General features: G+C 43.1%; 16 protein-coding genes. 9 read left to right on the top strand and 7 right to left on the bottom strand.

Annotation, left to right across the window (positions count from 1 at the left end; all coding sequences use genetic code 11):
* The 9 genes from ACE1CD_RS08885 to ACE1CD_RS08845 form a co-directional block, all read left to right on the top strand.
* On the top strand, nucleotides 1-3,470 hold a 3,470-nt coding region (locus ACE1CD_RS08885), incomplete at its 5' end, for a PAS domain S-box protein (RefSeq protein ID WP_374823318.1).
* A 168-nt stretch (nucleotides 3,471-3,638) separates the two neighbouring features.
* The gene (locus ACE1CD_RS08880) at nucleotides 3,639-4,907 is read left to right on the top strand and encodes an EAL domain-containing protein (protein ID WP_374823315.1); all 1,269 of its coding nucleotides are present in this window, start codon (nucleotides 3,639-3,641) and stop codon (nucleotides 4,905-4,907) included.
* Between the two features lie 91 nt (nucleotides 4,908-4,998).
* Entirely contained in the window at nucleotides 4,999-5,124 is a 126-nt protein-coding gene (locus tag ACE1CD_RS08875) for a hypothetical protein (RefSeq protein ID WP_374823312.1), read from the top strand.
* Between the two features lie 103 nt (nucleotides 5,125-5,227).
* Nucleotides 5,228-5,542 carry a carbon dioxide-concentrating mechanism protein CcmK gene (locus ACE1CD_RS08870; RefSeq protein WP_190470886.1) on the top strand — a complete coding sequence of 105 codons (315 nt, stop codon included), beginning with the start codon at nucleotides 5,228-5,230 and terminating at the stop codon, nucleotides 5,540-5,542.
* Nucleotides 5,543-5,552: 10 nt separating this feature from the next.
* Nucleotides 5,553-5,702 carry a hypothetical protein gene (locus ACE1CD_RS08865; RefSeq protein ID WP_374823309.1) on the top strand — a complete coding sequence of 50 codons (150 nt, stop codon included), beginning with the start codon at nucleotides 5,553-5,555 and terminating at the stop codon, nucleotides 5,700-5,702.
* A 780-nt stretch (nucleotides 5,703-6,482) separates the two neighbouring features.
* Nucleotides 6,483-8,675: a PAS domain S-box protein gene (locus tag ACE1CD_RS08860; protein ID WP_374790225.1), complete on the top strand. Its 2,193-nt coding sequence runs from the start codon at nucleotides 6,483-6,485 to the stop codon at nucleotides 8,673-8,675.
* A 717-nt stretch (nucleotides 8,676-9,392) separates the two neighbouring features.
* Nucleotides 9,393-11,495, top strand: coding sequence for a M3 family metallopeptidase (locus ACE1CD_RS08855; protein WP_374823306.1), 2,103 nt, complete (start codon nucleotides 9,393-9,395; stop codon nucleotides 11,493-11,495).
* Nucleotides 11,496-11,795: 300 nt separating this feature from the next.
* Nucleotides 11,796-12,185 carry an STAS-like domain-containing protein gene (locus ACE1CD_RS08850; protein ID WP_374823303.1) on the top strand — a complete coding sequence of 130 codons (390 nt, stop codon included), beginning with the start codon at nucleotides 11,796-11,798 and terminating at the stop codon, nucleotides 12,183-12,185.
* On the top strand, nucleotides 12,178-12,723 hold the full coding sequence (locus tag ACE1CD_RS08845) for a type II toxin-antitoxin system VapC family toxin (RefSeq protein ID WP_374790219.1): 546 nt from the start codon (nucleotides 12,178-12,180) through the stop codon (nucleotides 12,721-12,723). The genes ACE1CD_RS08850 and ACE1CD_RS08845 overlap by 8 nt, the downstream gene beginning before the upstream one ends.
* 39 nt (nucleotides 12,724-12,762) lie before the next feature.
* On the opposite strand, the gene ACE1CD_RS08840 is transcribed toward ACE1CD_RS08845, so the two are convergent.
* From ACE1CD_RS08840 to ACE1CD_RS08810, 7 genes are all read right to left on the bottom strand, one after another.
* Nucleotides 12,763-14,205, bottom strand: coding sequence for a hypothetical protein (locus ACE1CD_RS08840; protein WP_374823301.1), 1,443 nt, complete (start codon nucleotides 14,203-14,205; stop codon nucleotides 12,763-12,765).
* Between the two features lie 118 nt (nucleotides 14,206-14,323).
* The gene (locus tag ACE1CD_RS08835) at nucleotides 14,324-15,313 is read right to left on the bottom strand and encodes a hypothetical protein (RefSeq protein WP_374823298.1); all 990 of its coding nucleotides are present in this window, start codon (nucleotides 15,311-15,313) and stop codon (nucleotides 14,324-14,326) included.
* A gap of 52 nt (nucleotides 15,314-15,365) precedes the next feature.
* Nucleotides 15,366-16,115, bottom strand: a complete 750-nt coding sequence (locus ACE1CD_RS08830) for a hypothetical protein (RefSeq protein ID WP_374823295.1) — start codon at nucleotides 16,113-16,115, stop codon at nucleotides 15,366-15,368.
* Between the two features lie 317 nt (nucleotides 16,116-16,432).
* A complete protein-coding gene (locus tag ACE1CD_RS08825; protein WP_374823292.1) occupies nucleotides 16,433-17,107 on the bottom strand; it encodes a Uma2 family endonuclease in 675 nt (224 codons plus the stop codon).
* Nucleotides 17,108-17,377: 270 nt separating this feature from the next.
* Complete coding sequence (locus ACE1CD_RS08820) at nucleotides 17,378-18,073, bottom strand: Uma2 family endonuclease (RefSeq protein ID WP_374823289.1); 696 nt, start codon at nucleotides 18,071-18,073, stop codon at nucleotides 17,378-17,380.
* A gap of 74 nt (nucleotides 18,074-18,147) precedes the next feature.
* A complete protein-coding gene (locus tag ACE1CD_RS08815; protein WP_374823286.1) occupies nucleotides 18,148-19,059 on the bottom strand; it encodes a hypothetical protein in 912 nt (303 codons plus the stop codon).
* Nucleotides 19,060-19,144: 85 nt separating this feature from the next.
* Nucleotides 19,145-20,830, bottom strand: a complete 1,686-nt coding sequence (locus ACE1CD_RS08810; RefSeq protein WP_374823283.1) for an alpha/beta hydrolase — start codon at nucleotides 20,828-20,830, stop codon at nucleotides 19,145-19,147.
* Between the last annotated feature and the right edge of the window lie 126 nt (nucleotides 20,831-20,956).

Here is a 20,956-nt window from a genome sequence, read left to right as displayed (position 1 = left end):
CCAGAAAAGAATCTCAAAGGCAGGCAGGATGCCTACCCCACAAGAATTTTTGGACAGGTCTATTAGATATCTCCAGAAAAGAATCTCAAAGGCAGGCAGGATGCCTACCCCACAAGAATTTTTGGACAGGTCTATTGTTTGGAGGCTTGATTATCTGTGACGGTACGACGCACATAATGGATGTGTGGATGCTGTGGCATCCTATCTATTGGCTTTGCTTGAGCATAAAAGCTATAACAGCGATCGTTTCTACCTGGATAGCGATCGAGTTGATGTCATTGTTAAATAAAGCACCAGCATTACCGAGATCTGCACAAGTAGAGGCAACAAATCCCCAACTGGAGAAAAAGCCTCTCGATCGCCAGGGGGTTGAAGAAAGCAACACCGAATTCGCGACTACCGTTGAGCGATTGGAGCAAGAAATTGTCAGCCGGAGGGAAATAGAGAAGTTCCTCTGGCAAAGCGAAGCTTGCAATCAAGCTCTGCTGAGGGCGATACCGGACTTGATGTTTCGCATCAACAAAGATGGTACTTATTTAGATTGCCCGGACACAAGAAGCTTCGAGCCATTAATACCTCGCAGCGAGTTGCCAGGTAAAAAAGTTGATGAGGTGCTGCCTCCAGAGGTAGCTCAACAGGCAATGCACTCTATAGAACAAGCGCTATCAACGAGCAAGGTGCAAATTTTTGAGTATCGCTTGGCAATTAACGACCGACAGCAAGATTTTGAGGCGCGGATTGCTGTAAGCGGTGAGGAGGAAGTGTTGGTTTTGGTGCGAGATATTACCGATCGCAAACACACAGAAGCAGCGCTGCGAGAAAGTGAAGAACGCTTCCGCAAAATTTTTGAGGAAGGGCCGCTGGGTATGGCTATCTCGGACTCTAATTATCGCTTTCTGAAAGTGAATGCACAGTTTTGTCAAATAGTTGGCTACACTCAGGATGAATTAACCGCGCTTTCCTATTTAGATATTACTTATCCAGACGATCTTCAGAAAAATATAGAAGTTGTGCAGCAACTGAATACCGGAAAAATACCGTTTTTCAGCGTTGAAAAAAGATATGAGAAGAAAGACGGACAGCTTGTCTGGGTGGATTTAACCGTATCTCTGATTCGAGATAGGGATGGAAATTTTCTGCATTATCTGGGAATGGTGCAAGATATCACCGATCGCAAGCTGGCAGAACAAGCGCTACGACACAGTGAAGAGCGATTCCGCACATCGGTTGAGAATATGTTGGACGGTTTTGGTATTTATGCTGCTGTTCGCAACGAACAAGGAGAAATTACAGACTTTGTAGTAGAGTATGTCAACACTGCCGCTTGTGTAAATAACGGTATGACTAAGGAGGAGCAAATTGGCAAGCTGCTTTGTGAAATGTTACCGGCGCATCGAACAATAGGGCTGTTTGCGGAATACTGCCAAGTTGTGGAAACGGGGAAACCATTAGTCAAAGAATCGCTATATTACGAAGATGCGTTTGCCGATCGACAGTATAAGGGAGCTTTTGATATTCGTGTGGTTAAACTGGGCGATGGTTTTGCGGCTTGTTGGCGGGATATCACCGAGAGCAAGCAAGCTGAGCTAATGCTACACAGACGCGAACAACAGTTCAAAGCTTTGGTGGAAAATGCGCCGGATATTATTACTAGCTTCGATCGACAGCTGCGCCATGTCTATATCAATCCAGCGATCTCCCGAGCGGCTGGAGTTTCAGCTGAGACGTTCATTGGCAAAACTCACCTGGACTTGGGGATGCCACCGAAATTGGTCTACCAGTGGCAACAAAGCCTACGTCGCGTTTTTGAGACGGGGGAAGAGACGATCGACGAATTCGAGTATCCGACACCTTCCGGATCGAGATGGTTTCAATCGCGAATTGTACCGGAATTAATAGTTGATGGTAAAGTGGAACTTGTGCTGGCGATCGTCCGCGATCTCACTCTTGCTAAGCAGACAGAGGCAGAAATCAAAGCGAGCGCTCAGCGATTGCTCACGGTGATCGAAACGGTTGGCGAAGGAATCACTCTTAGCGATCGATCCGGGCAATTTGAAATTTTCAATTCCAAAATGGAGGAAATCACAGGTTATACCCAGGCAGAAGCTAACTGTTGCGGCGATTTTTTGGCTGTGTTATATCCCGATCCCTCAGACTACCAGAAGGCGCAAGCTAACCTAGCCGCACTTACCGAACAGGGAGAAGTTCGCAACTTGGAAACCACGATTCAAACCAAAGCTGGAATGCAAAAGACGCTGCTGGTATCTACTACGCTTGTGCAACATCAGCATCAAGTTCTTTTTTTGAGCGTGTATCGCGACATCACAAAACGCAAACAATCAGAGCAAGCGCTGCGAGAGAGTGAAGAACGATTCCGCCAATTAGCGGAAAATATAAATCAGATTTTCTGGATGATTTCGCCAAATACACACGAGTTACTTTATGTCAGTCCTGCTTACGAAAAAATTTGGGGTCGCAGTCTAGAGAGTTTGTCCGATCGAGCGGAATCTTGGTTAGAGATCGTTAGCCCTGAAGATTGGGAGCGCGTAGAAAGCGCCGTTAAGAATAGATTGGCAGCGTATCCTTATCTTAACGAAGAGTTTCGCATTGTGCGATCGGATGGGGAGATTCGCTGGATATGGGCTCGTACCTTTCCGATCCGCAACGAAGAAGGAGAAATTTACCGCATTGCCGGAATTGCAGAAGATATCACCGAACGGAAGCGGGCCGAAACAGAAATTTTTTATGCTCTAGCGAAGGAAAAAGAACTCAACGAATTGAAATCCCGCTTTGTTTCTATGACTTCTCATGAATTCCGCACGCCATTAACTACCATCCAATCTGCTGCCGAATTGCTGGAATACTACGGTCATAAATGGACTGAGGAGGAACGACTAGAACAACTGCATTTTATCCAAGGTGCTGTTAAACAAATGACCAATTTATTAAATGATGTTTTAGTTATTGGTAGAGCAGAAGCAGGAGGACTGAACTTTAACCCAGCCCCCCTTGACTTAACAAATTTTTGCAGAAATTTGATCGCAGAAATGCAGCTTAACTATCCTGCCAAGCAGAGAATTTTATTTGTGAACAATTACCCAAACTTGGCCAAAAAAAATGCTGATTTGCCCTTATTTGATGAAAATTTGTTGCGGCAAATTATGGCCAATTTACTTTCCAATGCTATCAAATATTCGCCTCAAGGCAGCCGGATTAAATTTACCCTTAGCTGCGAAAATGGTGAAGCGGTCTTTGAGATTCAAGATGAAGGGATTGGTATTCCGATGGAAGATCGGCCTCGTTTGTTTGAGTTTTTCTATCGAGCTAGCAACGCAGGCAGTGTAGCTGGAACTGGTTTGGGTCTGGCCATTGTAAAAAAATGTGTAGATTTACACGGAGGCCAGATCGCAGTGTATAGTGAACAGGGACTCGGTACAACATTTAAAGTCTATCTGCCTATTCATATCTGACTCGCAGAAAAAAGAGGGAGCAGAAAACAAAAAAATCGTAAATAATGTACGTTGTGATACAAAAAATAAATTTTACTTTAATTTAAGCTTTAAATTTATTAGCAGGAATATATTCTCCATAAACTAATAAGGTAAGGAGTGAATGCAGCTAAACTTAGGAAAATAAAAATGAAAAAGATTCTCGTAATAGAAGACGATCGGCCAGTAAGATCTAACTTGGTCAAACTTCTTGGATCTGAAGGTTTTGAGGTCATTGGCGCAGACAATGGCATATTGGGAGTGCAGTTAGCACAGACGCATATGCCCGACTTGATTGTATGCGACGTAATGATGTCTGAGCTAGATGGCTACGGCGTACTGACTTTGCTGCGTCAAAACCGCAACACGGCAAAGATTCCGTTCATTTTTCTCAGTGCTAAAGCCGATCGTACTGAGGTACGCCAAGGTATGAATTTCGGCGCGGATGATTATGTAACGAAGCCGTTTACAAGATCGGAATTGTTGGGTGCGATCGCAGCTAGATTGCAAAGGCAAGCAGATATAACATATAATTTTACCGCAGCACAACCGCTGATAGAAGAAGAATTTAATGATTTAAAAAATAACTTGCATATCGCCTTAGCAAGAGGGGAATTTCAGGCATACTATCAACCCCAGATAGAGCTGCAAACCGGACGCATAATGGGCGCAGAAGTATTGTTACGTTGGCACCATCCAGAAAGGGGGTTTGTTTCTCCTAGAGAATTTATACCCCTAGCAGAAGAAACAGGCTCGATCGTACCTATTGGAGAATGGATTTTAAGCACAGCTTGCAAACAAGCCAGATTGTGGCAGAGCAAACAAAAAGAATCCACCTGCTTTTCGCCTTTCAGGGTCGCTGTCAACCTATCAGCTCGTCAATTTCATCAAGCCAATCTTAGGGACAGAATTGTCCAAATACTAGCAGAAACAGGTCTAGAACCCAGTTATCTGGAATTAGAACTGACAGAAAGTACAATAGTGCAAGATCCACAAGCGGCGATTCAAACATTAAATAGTTTGAAAGAGCTAGGAGTTCAGATATCGATCGATGATTTTGGTACTGGTTACTCTTCATTAAGCTATTTGAAAATATTTCCTGTAGACACGCTCAAAATCGACCAAATATTTGTCCGCAACATTACTAACGATTCTAAAAACGCCGCAATTACTAAAGCAATAATTCAAATGGCCCACAGCTTGAATTTCAAGGCGATCGCGGAAGGTGTGGAAACAGAATCAGAGCTAACTTTCCTGTATGAAAATAGGTGCGATGCAGTGCAAGGCTATCTATTCAGCCCACCAGTGTCGGCGGACAAGTTAGAAGAGTTACTAATTGCCAATAAGCAGCTTTTTCCTCCCGCTCGAATTTCTCTTTACGAAAAAGTAGAAAATAATCATTTACTTGGAAGTTGTTGAGCGGGTGGAATAGGGTATTACCAATTATAAATAGTCAACTTAATTTTTGGCCTAGATTTGAAATATCAAATTTTTAATTGAAAATTTATCTATGTTAAACAAAGTAAAATATATTGCGCTTGTGGCTTTAGTTTCGCAACTTTCTGCCTGCGCTTATAGGTTTACCGGCGATCGCACAAATATTTACCGCGCTCCATGTTACATAAAATTGCAATAGTTTACAAATGCGACCGATGGGGGAGGCGCAAAGGGCTCTGTTGTAAACAGTGGTAAGATTCTACAATGAGTGTCACGTCTTTGTTTGATTCAGGAGATTAACAATGCCAGCAGCGGTCGGTATGGTTGAAGTCAAAGGTCTTCCTCCCGCTTTAGCAGTGGCAGACGCGATGGTAAAAGCTGCCCGCGTGACACTGGTCTATGTAGAAAAGGTTAGTAGCGCTCGCTACACAGTTATCGTGCGCGGGGATGTTTCCGAGGTGCAAACTTCTGTTTCTGCTGGTGTGGATTCGGTAGCGCGAGTCAATACCGAAGAGAAGCTACTGCTTTCTTATCATGTGATTGCTCGTCCCCACGAAAATGTGGAGACTGTTTTGCCAATACATTATAGAAGCGCGGTAGAACAGTTTCGATTTTGAGGCTGGTAGTTTGGATGGGGCTAAGCATTGGGAGAGAGATCGATCGCCTGAAACTGACTTTCCCTCTCTTTTTGGCGAAAAAAGCAAGTGGTTTTGGGGAGTGAGAATTCTCGATCGCGCCAGCACTTCTCTCATCAATCAACTTTTGCGATCCCCTTAAGTACGGTTACGGCAACTTGCAAGTTCATTCTTATCTATCTGGTATATCATCTGATGTACCAGATTTTCTGTACGCTAGGATACATTGGTAAAATTTTTGTTTGGCAGCGATCGCTTTTTTCCCCGATGAAAAACTTTTGCAGGTTAGGTTTGCTTCCCACAATATCCCTTGCGGTTGGGTTGCATCTGATTGCTTCGTTCTGCTGGGGGGTAGGGGAGTAAGGAAGGAAGAAAGAAGAATAATTTCGATCTAAACTGATTCGAGATGGCTTCAATTAAGACCATAGTTTGCCGATCGCAATTTCTTTTAGATTTATTTGCCCTACAAAGAACATCTTATATTTAGTATTTTGTTGCTTGCTTTACACCTTCTATAAGTAGCCGCAAGATACAATTGAGTTAAACATACTCGCAGTTGGATTCGGTGACAACTTTCCTGAGTATGGATGAGTATTGTGCGGCTGCCACAACTAGCTACCGCGCCATAGTTGCAAACAAAAAAATCTGTCACATATTCTTTGTTTAGAGGCTGACACAAAGTAATTTCAGTGAATTTACGTACCGCAACAAAAATGTAATTAATGATGCACATTAGTTCAATTTTTATGAAAATTTAACAAGATATGTTGTGTAAATTGGAATTTTTTGTAATGCGAGAGCAAAAATAAAGTTTTAGTTAAATATGGTGAAAATATAGTTGAGAAAGATGACTAAATGGTATGACAGAACAGATAATTAGAAAAAAACGCTCGCTAAAATATGCAAGCAAAGGAAAGGGAAGATGGCATCCAAGACAAAAATTAAAAAATACTCAAACTATTTAGCACCGGATTCGGTCAATATCTATGTACCTGCGCGTTGTGTTGCCGAGGATAGAGAGATGTGTCAAATGCGGATAGAACTGGAGAGGCTGAAACGGGAGTTAAAAGCCAGCGAAGATCGCTTTCATAATGCGATCGCCAAAAGCGCGGATGGCATAGTTATAGTCAACCAAAGAGGAATAGTTTGTTTCGTCAACCCCTGCGCGGAGTCTCTTTTCAATTTTAATGAGGATGAACTTTTAGGTAAAGAATTTTTTGGTTGTCTTGTAGTTGAAGGGACAGCCTGCGAGATGGATACAGAAATTATTCCTAAATTTGGAGAAACAAGCACATCTGGGATATGTGTAGTGCAAACGCAAGTTGAATTGATCGGGAAGAACCAAGAAAAACTGCTGGCGGAAATGCGCGTGGTGGAAACGGAATGGGAAGGGGAAGTTGCTTATCTCGTTTCGCTGCGGGACATTAGCGATCGCAGACGCACAGAAGAGATGTTACAGTTGTACAGTCGGGCAATGGAAGCTGCCAGCACCGGCATTGTAATTGTGGATGCAACCAAACCGGACAATCCGATCGTTCATTGCAATCCTGCTTTTGAAAGAATTACAGGCTATGGGCGGGAGGAAGTGCTGGGGCGCAATTGCCGATTTTTGCAAGGTGCTGACACTCAAGAAGCTGTTGTGGACAAATTACGCCAAGCTTTGCGTACCCAAACTTCCTGCCGGGTTGTAGTTAAAAATTATCGTAAAGATGGTAAGCCTTTTTGGAACGATCTGTCAATTTCCCCAGTGCGCGATCGCAATGGCAAATTGACGCATTACATCGGCGTCCAAAACGACATCACCGAACGTATAGAAGTAGAAGAAGCGCTGGCAAACAGCGAAAAGTTATATCGCACCCTTGCTAGTAATTTCCCGAACGGTGCGGTGTTTTTGTTTGACAGAGACTTGCGCTATACCTTGGCGGAAGGAACAGATTTAGAAGCAGTTGGTCTCTCCAAAGAATTATTGGAAGGAAAAACAATTAGGGAAGTGCTGTCGGCGGAAATCTGCGACATAATAGAACCCATGTACAAGTCAGCATTAGCGGGAATAACAAATGTTTGCGAAATGCCCTACGGTAGCTATATCTACGATACTCATATTTTGCCGCTGAAAAACGAACAAGATGAGATTTTTGCTGGCATGGTGATGACGCAAAATATTACTAAACGCAAACAAACAGAGTCAGCATTACGGCAATCGGAAACTAGATTTAGAGAACAAGCGACTGAATTAGAAAAAACTTTAAAAGATCTGCAACGCACCCATGCCCAACTCGTTCAGAGTGAAAAAATGTCCAGCTTGGGATTGTTAGTCGCAGGTGTCGCTCACGAAATTAACAACCCCGTAAATTTCATCAGCGGCAACTTGAACTACGTCAATCAATACACTCAAGAATTGATATCTTTGGTGAAACTATTTCAAGAGCGATATCCCAATCCAGAAGTGCAAATTCAAGAAAAAATAGAGGCGATCGAACTCGATTTTGTGCTTGAGGATTTACCCAAATTAGTGTCTTCTATGAAGATGGGCGTCGATCGCATCTGCCAGATTGTTTTGTCGTTGCGGAACTTTTCGCGACTTGACGAAGCGGAAATGAAACCGGTTAACCTCCACGAAGGTCTTGATAGCACGCTGCTAATTTTGCAAAATCGGCTCAAGTTGAAAGGAGGACATCCCAGTATTGAGGTAATTAAAGAATACGGCAATTTACCTGAAGTAGAGTGTTATGCAGGGCCAATAAATCAGGTATTTATGAATATCATCAGCAATGCGATCGACGCCCTTGAAGATGGTAGTAAGTCCTCTGTAGCAGGTACTAACGAAAAATGCAACCGACAACCCATAATTCGCATTCGCACAGAAGTAGAGGACGAGCGAATCATAATTAGACTGGCTGATAACGGCTCTGGCATAAAACCGGAAGTCAGACAAAGAATATTCGATCCATTCTTTACGACAAAACCAGTCGGTAAAGGAACGGGACTGGGTTTATCGATCAGTTACCAAATTATTGTCGAAAAACACGGCGGTGAGTTGGAGTGCAATTCCGAACTCGGACAGGGAACAGAGTTTGTGATTAAGATTCCCATTCACCACCAAAAACCACAATAGACATCTCCTCCAAAAGAATCTCAAAGGGCAGGCAAGATGCCTACCCCACAAGAATTTTTGGAGATGTCTAATAGCTCCCAACTTGCAGAAAAATAAATTTGGATTATAATCTAGCGCTGGGCTGGAAAAAATCGCGATCGCATCAACGAGGGGGCTCGCCCCTCACAGGCAGGCGATGGGATTTCCACAGCCTCGTTACAATCGATCGTAATAAGTAATAAGACTAATTTTATTGGAAATTATCAAAAAACTGGGTTTAAAGCCCCGTCCTTCTAGGACGGCTTTTTGTTATAATTGAATTGTCTCAGGTAGAATATCCGCCGATACAGGACGACTCAAAAAAGTGAAACACGATAGGTCGGAAAACAATAAAGACAACTCGGTAGCGAAAACGAGTCTAATCAGAGCTAGGGAAATCAACAGAGTACCATCTACCAGAAAACAAAATATTGTTGTCCGTAAACGTATCGTGGGGCGCACGATAACGCTAGGCTCAGTATCCTAGTAAGTCTGGAGGAGATACAGCCCTCTGGGGTCAGCTAAGTTAGACTCGTTGATTGGTTCTATGGAACGGTTAATTGGTTTAAGCATTGCCAGCAATGGATAGTTGATTTTAAGGTTGGTCGCTGAAAGAGAAAACCTAAAAAGCAATTTTTAGAATCACCGCACTTTTAGGGCGGTGAAAACGTCAACAAACACCGCTCCGAAAAACCACAGATGACCGAACACGCGAATATAACTGAAAACCCCTTGTTAATTGGCAAAGGATTGCCTCCCTTTGAAACCATTAAGCCAGATCTTGTGGTGCCTGCTTTTGAGAAGCTGCTGGCTAAACTAGATGCAGAACTTACCAACTTGGAAGCACAGGTAGAGCCGACTTGGAGCGGTTTGGTAGAGCCACTAGACCGACTGAAAGAAAGCCTAAACTGGAGTTGGGGAGTGGTGAGCCATTTAATGGGCGTCAAGAATAGCCCGGAATTGCGCCAAGCTTACGAAACCGTGCAGCCAAAAGTTGTGCAGTTTTACAACAAGCTCAGCCAAAGCAAACCGCTGTACGATGCTTTTAAGAAACTGGGAGAAAGCGATCGCTCTGATACTCTAGATCCAGCACAACAGCGTATTGTAGAATCAGCGATTAAAGATGCCGAACTTTCTGGCGTCGGTTTGTCAGGCGAAAAGAAAGAGCGTTTCAACGCCATTCAACTAGAATTGGCAGAACTTGGCACCAAATTTTCCAACCACGTACTCGACGCCACCAAAGCTTTTAGCTTGACGCTGACAAGCAAAGAAGAAGTTGAAGGTTTACCCAGCAGCTTACTCAGTTTAGCAGCGCAGTCGGCGCGTGCTGCGGGTGAAGAAAACGCCACCCCAGAAAATGGCCCTTGGCGCATCACTTTAGATTTACCAAGTTACGGCCCATTTATGCAGCACAGCACCCGTAGCGACTTGCGGGAAAAGCTGTACAGAGCGTTCATCAGTCGCGCTTCTAGTGGGGAATTGGATAACACACCTGCGATCGATCGCATCTTACAATTGCGTAAAGAAAAAGCAGCACTTCTCGGCTTCAACAGCTACGCCGAACTCAGCTTAGCTCGCAAAATGGCTCCTTCAGTAGAAGCAGTAGAAGCTTTGTTAGAAGAACTGCGCCGCGTCAGTTACGATGCAGCTGCCAAAGATTTGGCAGAATTGAAAGCATATGCTGCTGCAAAAAATGTCGCCGAAGCCAACGACTTGAAGCACTGGGATATTAGTTTTTGGGCAGAACGTCAGCGCGAAGAAAAATTTGCCTTCAATGCGGAAGAATTGCGCCCTTATTTCCCACTACCGCAAGTTTTAGATGGATTATTCTCCTTAGCAAAACGGCTATTTGGCGTCACCATCACCCCTGCCGATGGCACTGCACCAGTATGGCATGAAGATGTGCGTTATTTCCAAATTGCTGACGAAACTGGTGCCCCCATTGCCTACTTCTATTTAGATCCCTACAGTCGCCCAGCGGAAAAGCGCGGCGGTGCTTGGATGGATGAGTGCATAGTCCGCGCCAAAATAATGGAAAATGGCACGACAACTACTCGTTTGCCAGTAGCGTATTTGGTGTGCAATCAAACTCCTCCAGTCGATGGGAAACCAAGTTTGATGACTTTTGGCGAAGTGGAAACATTGTTCCACGAATTCGGTCACGGCTTGCAACATATGCTCACCAAAGTCGATTATCCCGATGCGGCTGGCATCAATAATATAGAGTGGGATGCAGTGGAATTGCCCAGCCAATTTATGGAGAATTGGTGTTACCATCGCGAAACTTTGTTCGGCATGGCGAAGCATTACGAAACAGGCGAAACTCTGCCAGAACATTATTATCAAAAGCTATTGGCTGCACGCAATTATATGAGCGGTAGCGCTATGTTGCGGCAACTTCACTTTGCGATTGTTGACTTAGAATTGCACCATCGCTATCAACCCGGTGGCGATGAAACTCCTGCCGATGTACGCAGTCGCATTGCCAAAACTACGACTGTGTTAGCACCTTTGCCAGAAGATGCTTTCTTATGTGCGTTTGGGCATATTTTTGCGGGCGGTTATGCTGCGGGTTATTACAGCTACAAGTGGGCTGAAGTTCTCAGCGCCGATGCTTTTTCTGCTTTTGAAGAAGCCGGTTTGTCAGACGAGAAAGCTTTAACTGATACGGGTATCCGTTTCCGCGATACTGTGTTGGCGTTGGGTGGTAGCAAACACCCGATGGATGTGTTTAAATCTTTCCGGGGACGGGAACCAAGTACTGTAGCTTTGCTCAGACATAACGGTTTGGTTGCTGCTTAAAGCGCTGTTTTGGTGAGTCTAAAGAAACCCGGTTTCTTGAAGAAACCGGGTTTCTTTTTACGTTATAGTACATGAGTCATCCGAAAAGTTATTTGTGGGAATTATGGGTTAAATTTTTACCGCAGATGTAGGCAGATAAACGCGGATAAACGCAGATAAGAAAGGAATTTTTTGGGTAACGGATGCTCCTGGATATGATATCATTCACCTGCAAAGCGCTGGAATTCCTGAAACTCTTTATTCTAGACGCTTCTTGCCCTAACCCCTAGCCCCTGGCCCCTAACCCCTAGCTATAACAGCATGAAATTTTTAAACTCTTTTTCTGTGTTGGGTGACGATATCGTTAAGATTGTTGTAACTGAGGTTGTGGGAGACAATCTATGTATATGCTGTGGAGACGGACAGAAGGTTTACGATCGCATTTCAGCAGCTTTCCAGCAAGGTAAGAAAGCGATCGTTTCTTTCTTGGGTGTTAAAGAGACTGTTCCAGCTTTCATGGACACCGCCATTGCACAGTTGTACGAACATTTTACGGAGGAGGAGATCGAAGCTAAATTGAGTGCGATCGATATCGATGCAAATGGTATCGATGATATCAAAAATGCAGTTTACTGGAAAAAGGAATATTTAAAAGACCCCCAGCGATTCAGGGAAGCAGCGCGGAAATCTTTGGGTGATGAGGATGAGTAAGCAAGTCTACCACATTGAATCTTATACATTTAGCGAAACTGATGCGGTGTTGTTTGACGCTAATATTTGGTTATACATTTATGGCCCACAGCGTCAGGTACATCCGCATCTCAGAGGCACATATACTTTCGCATTTAAGAGAATTATCAGCGCGAATATTCGAGTTTTTATCGACGTGCTGGTGCTGTCTGAATTTATTAATGCTTATTCTCGATTCGTTTACAATAACTTGCCCGCATCTGAGAAGCGATTGAGTTTTAAAAACTTTCGCAATAGTGCTGAATTTAAACCGATCGCAGAAGATATCGCCAAATACACTCGGCGGATATTAGAGAATTCAGAACGAACGGAGAGCGGTTTTGAAGCTGTCTATTTGCGCTCGCTCGTGAGCAATTATGCCACTGGAGAAAAGGATTTCAACGACCAGATATTAGCTGAATTGTGCCGGACAAAAGGACTGAAGTTGGTGACGCACGATGCGGATTTTCAGGGTGAAGATTTGACGATTCTCACAGGTAATCAACAATTACTGAGATGAATGGTTTGTGAGATGGTGATGGGGGTGCAATGGCAATTTTTAACACAAAGCTGGCAAGTGTACGAGATCGATCGCAGAAGATTCACTAGCAATAATTTCCACAATTTTTTCACTATTTTGCAATAGTTCATTCCAACCAGCTTCGTTAATTCGCTCCATGTGTTCTAGGCGCAGGCGATGTTCGTCAAACACCCAATACTTAACGCTGGGTAAAAGATACCGAATCAAAGCCATCCATTCTGCTAAATTGAAAGCTAAGGGATTACCTTGCATGAGTGCAATTTTACCTGCATTTCCCAAAGCAGCAATACTATGCGCTACCAGCAACATAGAACGATATTTGGGATGGTCATTTAAAATAAATTTCGTTTCGCCATGTTCGGAATAGTGCCTTAACATGATATATCCTCTCAGGACAATTTCTATTACCGCTGGCGTAATTCCCGAAACTAAAAAATGGCGAAAATCATAGCCATTTAAATACATCCATCGCGATAATTCTCCCAGAGTCCGACCTTTTTCGCCAAAGCTACCAGCATTGATTCCTTGCACTAAAGTCATAAATGGTGCGGGTAATCCCATCGGCGTTGCAACATCAGAAATTAAATGCCCGATTTGTTTTAAAATAGCTTCGATTAGTCCGACAGGTTGGCTATTTTGCACAAATTTAATATCTAAATTGTGCATACCAGTAAGCTTATCGTAGGAAAAACCCGTGATGGTTCCTCGCATAATATCAAGGACACCAAAAATAAATCCCAAAACGGGATCGTGTCCTAATGATTGAAAGCGGTGTGATTGGGGGTACATTCCTGCAATAAGTTTCCGATCATCGTAAGGAACTTTGCAGACTTCTTCTAGATATCTCGCCCATTGTGCAAACCAATCATCGGCTTTTTTAATATTGTATTGCTTTAGCCATGCTGTGAGAGGACTGCCGATTTGTCCGCTGTATTCGCCGCTAGTCATTGTAGCGGGAATTTTGACTAGCATAAAATCGGTTAGTGCTGCCAAAACGCCACTAGCGCCAACGAAAATATAATCCCATTTATCCCAGGCGTACTGTGCATCGTAGGATTCATTTTGCAGCTTTTTCAAGTCTGCTTCTGTTAAAAAAGCTTCATAAGGTGCAAGCGGATCGAGTTGTTGCTGAAGTGCGTAGATTTGGCACTGTCTGACAAAACTATCCCAATCTTTGAAACCGATTTTTACTAATTCTCGATTGACTGCTGCGCGACGGCGATCGTACAATTGTAAAATCTCATCAGCATTAAAATCGCTGAAGTCATCTGCATCGAGAAAATCGATCGATGCTTCCAACTCTGCCATCATTTTCTCAAGTTCTTGAATATCTTGAGATTGCTGGGAAACATCGGCTAACTTTTCTTCTATATCTGTGACTGTAACATCAAGTTTGTGTAGGATATGATGCTGTGCTTGCAGGACAGATCTTAATTCGGCAACAAAGCGATCGCTAATCATTTTAAACTCTCTGTTGTGGTTTTAGAAACCCGGTTTCTTAGAGAAACCGGGTTTCTGGGCTGAGAAACCGGGTTTCTGTTCAGCTTGAGCGAATCCAGCCCAACAACGTACCTAATACTTAAATTTCTGCTTGTTTCCGTTTAGCAAGTAATTGCTGAAGATAGCGCATTTTTTCAGTTAAAATCCGAATGGCTTCGCGATTAGTTTCCGCATCAGCAGCAGCTTTTTGCAAATTATCAATTCTTTGTATTAACTGATTGAGTGCGCCTTGCAGGTTTTGAATTACTAATTCTGCTTTGCGTTCTCTTTTCCGCATTTCTTCTTCTTTGGCGCGTGTACCTCCTGTATCTAAAAGTGTGGTGACTCCCCAAAAAATACCCGCACCTAAAAGAACGGCAACGCCAATACCGGGAACCATACCAAATCCTAATCCAAGTGCTGCTAATCCTGATGTAATTCCGGCTGCACTTAATCCTATCACGGAACCAGAAAAATAAACGGCTGCAATAGGAACACCAACGGCAGAAAGTCCAGCAGCAGCAGTTTTCGCAGCATCGGCAGCTTGGTTGTCATCTAAACCGCGATCGCGTATTTTCCGCATTTCTATCACAAATTTTTTAATTGCTTCTACCTGTTGAGTTGTTACGCTTAATTCCACTTGGGCTAACTTAATCGCTTTTTTTTCATTAAGATCGATTTCACCATTTGCCAAAGCCGTATCTATCAAATTAACCATTAAGCCAAAGCGCAATTTTTCATCTGCCGTTGATAGCGCTTCTAGGCATTCCTCTAAAGGTGGGGGTTCGATAATATAAGATTGTACTTTGCGTTTGGCAGATTCAGACATTCCCTCTAAATCCATGATGCCAAAAATCAGATCCATTTCTTCTTTATCGAGGGAACCATCGGCTGTTGCAATAGCAAATAAAGCACCGTAGAAATAAATGCGATCGCTTTCTGGAACTTTAGCAAGATCTAACCCTTGGCTTTCACTTCCCGTTACCATACCCGTTACAGCTTGAGTTGCTTGTGATGCAGCATTGCCGATATTTTCTCCCAACTCGGCTGCTGATTTTGTAAGCGATTCCCAAAAATTTGGTTGTGTCATAGTGTATACCTACAATGAAATTAATTAACTTTTGTCAGTTCCAAATTCCGAATCAGTGTTGCAAAGGTATTTCTGGTAAACTCATTTCAGAGCGAACATTCTCATTTAGGTTAGAAGGTAAACCCATTTTTGAGAAGAACTCATCAGTGAATTTTATACTGGTTTCAACTGCCCATTTAGCGCAACCATACCCCAAACACTTGTGCGGGAAGAAGGCGCAATCTCCTGCACCTGCCAATGGGTTGAGTTTTTTGATTTTGTTCTCTAGCTTTTTCCTCAACTTCTCACTAAATGTGTTTTCATCACTGTCTCCAGTACCAACCCACTCAGGTTTGTAATGGACTATAGCATTGCGTAGTTTAATAAGGTAGGATGTAGACTCGTAAGGCTCTTTTCCTGTGTCAAATTCATTTTCAGTCAAAGTAAGAACAATTTGGTATTTTTCTAGGATTTTCTTCTTCAAATCTATATCTTCCCACATTATCTTCATTAGTGCCGCAGCATCAGCACTCAATTTTATAGAGCTATCACCTTCTTTGAGCGCTGCCAAACATTCGTTTATACTTGCCTCCAGATACGAGGTGGCAGTAATGATAGAACCAATTACATAAGCCCTATGTACATAAAATGATTCTGTCGAATGTTTACCATCATCAGCAGCTTCTATTTCATAGCTCAATCTCGCTAGGTGAGCAGATGCCTTAAGGTGGCTGAATGATAAGCGAGAACGTATCTCAATTTGATTAACTTCCATCCCGCCAGAGTCAATATTAACAGTTGCTTTCAGACCAAATTCTGTCATCTTTATTTCACTTTCACGATGTTTGATGATTTTGTTGTATCAAAATAAATCAACCTCATTCTTGCTGAACAGGTTCTGCAATTTGCGGTTCATCAGGGTAGCGATCGCACTTGCATCTCCCTGTTTGGCAAGTTCCAGAAGATTCGGCTGAGTCATAATTGGCGGAGTGGAGGAGCATTACCATAAATTTATGTTTTAGTCTACCACTTTTGGATGAGCGATCGAACAGTGTTTTCACTCGTTGTTTGGGCGATCCAAACACAGCGCCATTGCTACGCTACGGAAAACCGTTAACAAGTTTTAGGCGATCGTCAATATTACAAATCCGGTTCTATTCCAGCATTTCGCAATTGTTCTGCCAACCTCTCGGCGCGTCGTTCCGCTTCGATTAGTTTTTCCTCCGGTGTTAGCAATCTTTGTCCTTGTTCGTTGTACCAATACAACCACTCTCGCGTAATTCCCTGAAATGTTCCTCTTTCTCTGCCAATTCCCAAACCAATTTCAGGTAACCAAACGGGATTTTCCGACTGCAATTGATATGAACCATCCACTAAACGATATACTTCCAGGGGTGGTCTTCTGCGACTGAGGATATTGTAAATTACATAGTACAAAACTCCCATTTCCACATAGGTTTCCTTCTTCGCGATATATTCCTCGCCTGACACTTTAGTTACAACTTCTAGCACTAAAATAGGGACTATATCATTTTCTTCCCAAAGTACATAACAAGAGCGGAGTCTTTCATCAATAAACCGCTCTACTCCTAAGCTGAGAAAACCATCTGGAATAATGGCAGATTCTTCGGGGTCGTGGAAAATTCTCATATCCACTCCGAAGAACCAATCCCAGCGATTTGCCCACGCCAAAGCCAGTATCGTTTTCAGCAGGTAGGGAATTAAATCTTGCAGTTCGTGATTGGCAGGTGTATCGTCAGAGTAGTCTAGTTCTTCGGCTGGTGGCAAGTGTTTGCACGATTTGTACTTTAACATGACGGATTTCCCCAATACTAATAGCTTTACGATCACTAGCAGAAGTTGATGGTTTTAGATTGCAGCTGCTTTTCAAATCCAAACTTTAATCAGCTTTTTATTTGATGGGTTTTTGAGATGATAGTAACACAAGTTGCTAGTGCGAGCGGTGGGTTACGGCACGGGAAGTTAATTATTGCTTGAAAATTCTGAAATTATCGCCCGTGCCTAACCCACCCTACGATTAGATAAGTTTTTATTGTCACCTCAAAAACTGGTAACTTGCGTTTTCTACAAATCAGGTTCTATTCCAGCATTTCGCAATCGTTCTGCTAACCTCTGAGCGCGTCGATCGGCTTCGGCGGCGCGTCGATCGGCTTCGGTTAGTTGTTCCTCCGGTGTTAGCAATCTTTGTCCTTGTTCGTTGTACCAGTACAACCATTCTCGCGTGATTCCCTGAAACGTTCCCCTTTCTCTGCCAATTCCCAAACCAATTTCAGGTAGCCAAATGGGATTTCCCGACAGCAAATTATACGAACCATTCACTAAATGACGCACTTCCAAACGTGGTTGTTGGCGACGCAGGGGATTGTAAATTGCATAGTACAAAACTCCCATTTTGGCATAGATATCTTTTTTCCGCTTATATTCCCCTCCTGGTTTATGGGATATGACTTCTAGCACGAAAATGGGCGCTATATAATTTTCTTCCCAAAGTACATAAGATGAGCGGAGTTCTTCATCAATAAACCGCTCTACTCCTAAGCTGAGAAAACCATCTGGCGCTATGGGGGATTCTTTGGAGTCATAGTAAATTCCCATATCCACTCCAAAAAACCAATCCCAGCGGTTTGCCCACGCAAAAGCTAGTATTGTTTTCAGCAGGTGAGGAATTAAGTCTTGCAGTTCGTTATCCACAGGTGTATCGTCAGAGTCGGGTAGGCACTCGGCTGGGGGCAAGCATTCCCACGATTTGTACTTTAACATAACGGATTTCCGCAATAGTAATAGCTTTATGATAGCCAGCAGAAGTTGACAATTTTATCAATTAATAAGCTGAGTTATCTAATTTTGACATCGATCGCATTTTCTAACAGATCGTATTTGAACGAAAATCGTCCACCTTCTCGCTCCAAAAATCCCTGTTTAGTAGCATAATCGAGGAATTTAGCATAGTTCCAAGGAATAGCACCATCTACTGCCAAAATCGAGCGCAGAAGGAAATGCTGTAGGCAGGTGAAACCACCCATATAAATAGTAAAAAATAATCCATTACTTATGGTATCAAGCGCTATGCTTAGGGGTTCCAAAGGTTCCCGCACAGCCCACAGGTAGAGTAGATAAAATCCTAACCAAAGTATGCCACCTATTACGGTAAAAATTACTGCATTGATAGCCGATTCGCGAATTCCGCGATCGCTACTATTTTCTTTTGTAAATTCCGGTTCCCAACATCCCCAAATTATTCCTTCAACTAAGCCCCAAATTATTACTTGCACCATTCCTATAATAAATCCTGGAATACCCCAAATAAACCAGCAAATTATCGCATCAATAAAACCATATATAAATCCCCACCACAGCGATTGTTTAAGTGATTCCCATAAAGCAAATTTAGCAAATTTAATCGAGAACCTCATTTTTGGGACTAAATATACTTCTTTCGTCATCGCCAAAATTAACCCGTAAGTTAGCCCGCCTATAGTTGCGCCAATTAACCCGGTACCGAGTGCATAAATTAGCGCGATCGCAAGTCCAGATATAATTCCTACTAAAATGCGATAGCGCCATTTTTGAGATTTGGTTTCTAACCAGTCCGGCTGCATTTGTTCAATTGAAAATTCTTTACTTTTGTCTTGTTTGAGCTTATAAGCTAGGCACAATAGCCAACGGTAGGTTTGTTGGCAGTTTGGTTCTCTGCCTGGTAAATAAGTGTTTGGTCTTTTTAAGAAAGGATGCTTAGCTCGTAACATTAACTCAACCTACAAATTGATTGGCTACTCAGAGCGCTGAAGCGCAACAACGTACCTGTACTCGATCGACCTTTTTTGATGTTTTTTACGGTTGAGAAGCTTGCTTGGGAGTAACGCTCTCAATTGCTCGATTTATTTGATCTGCTGTGAGTGACTGTACGAGAGTAAGCTTAAACGGTTCTTGGGTAATCGATCGCGTATAAGCAGGGCTCAAATAAGCACGATATTCTGACGCATTTGTCAAGTAATTTTTAAAGAAAGCGGTACTCAACGCATTAATATACGGTCTAGCGAGATCCGGATCGGGGCCAACCAATTCCGGCGGAATAGGTAGCACGCTTCTCTCATCTCTGCTTTTGGCAATAGTAGTAAAATGCGTGGCGTTTTCGAGCAAAACTAAATACTTTTCCGGCGCAGTCAGCCAGGTAAAAGGTTGTATTTGTTCTGTAACTGCGGGGGTGAAAATATCGTCGGTGCCAGCAACTAGCATGACGGGTACTTTTATTTGACTTAAACCGCTTTGTCCGAAAACCGAGCTAGTTAAAGGATTGATAGCAAAGACTGCTTTAATCCGTTCGTCTTGTAAACTATAATTTGAATTAGGTAATCTAGCGACGTCGCACTGAACTAATAGGGATAAGTTCAAAAATTGGTCGGTGTTGCAATCTTTTTGCAGTTGGGGGAAATTAATCTTTGCACCTGCTAATGCCAAACTTGTATAACCGCCTAAAGATTGACCGATCGCACCGACTTGCTGTAGATTTAATCTACCTTTTAATGTGGGGTCTGATTGTGCGCGACGTTCCAGTTCGTCGAGAACAAATGTTATCTCTAAAGATCTATTGACTAATTCTATTGGTTGAGGAGAACCTGTTAATCCGCTGAAAAATTGTTCAAACAGTTTGGTGTTATCGCCTGGGTGATCGATCGCAGCGACTGCAAAGCCGTGGGATGCGAGATGTTGAGCTAAATAAGCAAAACTACTGCGGTTTCCAGCCGCACCGTGAGAGATTACAATTACAGGAGCAGCTTGCTGAACGCTGACGCGATTGTTTGCTTGAGGCAGATAAAGATCGAAAGTTAAAGTGCGATCGCGCACAGTATCATTGAGAGTTATGGTTTGTTGTTCCCATTGAAAAGTTCCAGCTTTCCGTAAATCCGGCTGTTGGGAAAAGTCAACTTTCGCCGCAGTTTCCGCCTCCGTTGCAGCTTCTTGTTCGATTACCTTGACGATCGCATCTCTATATTTAGTAAATTCTGAGAATTGTGCGGTAATTTGCAAACCTAAATTTAAATTAACCCGGATGGTGCGATCGGGAAACTTGCGAAGCAGATTTAGCAAACTCAAACCTTGCGCGTCGCCAGCAGCTGAAATTAAAGCCGCACGCAAAGCAGTCGCGCCATTTTCGCCAGTTTCCGTCAGCAGCACTTTCCCCATACGCTCCAGCACGGTTTTACCTAGCTGTGCGCTGGTAAACTGCGAGATGAGAGTGGGATTCGCTTCAAAGCGTTGTTGCAGAATTTCTCGCAGTTGCGCTTGACTTTCTGGCTTAATGCTGCCAGCGTAGGGTGTAAGTTCGTCAGTAATTTTACCTTCCTTAACAAAGGTTTCCAAAGCGTCAACGGAAAGGGTAAATTCCAAAGGGCCGTAAAAAACTGCAACGCGATCGGCACTATAAGCTGGAATTGCCGTCAAAACCGTAGGAAATAACCAAAATCCCAAAGAACCGATCGCTAAACCTATCCACGATCGCTGTATAGATCTACTCATACCGTACACCTACTCTGAAACCCACGATTTTGCCTAGAAACCGAGTTTATTTGCCTAAGTTCTACGTATTTTACCTGCACCCCGTCGTCTCAATCAATAATAGACATCTCCAAAAATTCTTGTGGG

It is taken from the genome of Aerosakkonema sp. BLCC-F183 (assembly GCF_041929145.1).
In the GTDB taxonomy this organism is placed as follows: domain Bacteria; phylum Cyanobacteriota; class Cyanobacteriia; order Cyanobacteriales; family Aerosakkonemataceae; genus Aerosakkonema.
Note: the sequence above shows the minus strand (reverse complement) of the source record. Positions and strands in the feature narration are given on the sequence as shown.

Bases quoted from the DNA above. Each gene is read 5' to 3' on its own strand.
- ACE1CD_RS08845 (WP_374790219.1), top strand. From the start codon at position 12,178: ATGAGTAAGCAAGTCTACCACATTGAATCTTATACATTTAGCGAAACT.
- ACE1CD_RS08830 (WP_374823295.1), bottom strand. From the start codon at position 16,115: ATGACAGAATTTGGTCTGAAAGCAACTGTTAATATTGACTCTGGCGGG.
- ACE1CD_RS08810 (WP_374823283.1), bottom strand. From the start codon at position 20,830: ATGAGTAGATCTATACAGCGATCGTGGATAGGTTTAGCGATCGGTTCT.
- ACE1CD_RS08855 (WP_374823306.1), top strand. From the start codon at position 9,393: ATGACCGAACACGCGAATATAACTGAAAACCCCTTGTTAATTGGCAAA.
- ACE1CD_RS08825 (WP_374823292.1), bottom strand. From the start codon at position 17,107: ATGTTAAAGTACAAATCGTGCAAACACTTGCCACCAGCCGAAGAACTA.
- ACE1CD_RS08840 (WP_374823301.1), bottom strand. From the start codon at position 14,205: ATGATTAGCGATCGCTTTGTTGCCGAATTAAGATCTGTCCTGCAAGCA.
- ACE1CD_RS08860 (WP_374790225.1), top strand. From the start codon at position 6,483: ATGGCATCCAAGACAAAAATTAAAAAATACTCAAACTATTTAGCACCG.
- ACE1CD_RS08875 (WP_374823312.1), top strand. From the start codon at position 4,999: ATGTTAAACAAAGTAAAATATATTGCGCTTGTGGCTTTAGTTTCGCAA.
- ACE1CD_RS08850 (WP_374823303.1), top strand. From the start codon at position 11,796: ATGAAATTTTTAAACTCTTTTTCTGTGTTGGGTGACGATATCGTTAAG.
- ACE1CD_RS08820 (WP_374823289.1), bottom strand. From the start codon at position 18,073: ATGTTAAAGTACAAATCGTGGGAATGCTTGCCCCCAGCCGAGTGCCTA.
- ACE1CD_RS08835 (WP_374823298.1), bottom strand. From the start codon at position 15,313: ATGACACAACCAAATTTTTGGGAATCGCTTACAAAATCAGCAGCCGAG.
- ACE1CD_RS08815 (WP_374823286.1), bottom strand. From the start codon at position 19,059: ATGTTACGAGCTAAGCATCCTTTCTTAAAAAGACCAAACACTTATTTA.
- ACE1CD_RS08880 (WP_374823315.1), top strand. From the start codon at position 3,639: ATGAAAAAGATTCTCGTAATAGAAGACGATCGGCCAGTAAGATCTAAC.
- ACE1CD_RS08870 (WP_190470886.1), top strand. From the start codon at position 5,228: ATGCCAGCAGCGGTCGGTATGGTTGAAGTCAAAGGTCTTCCTCCCGCT.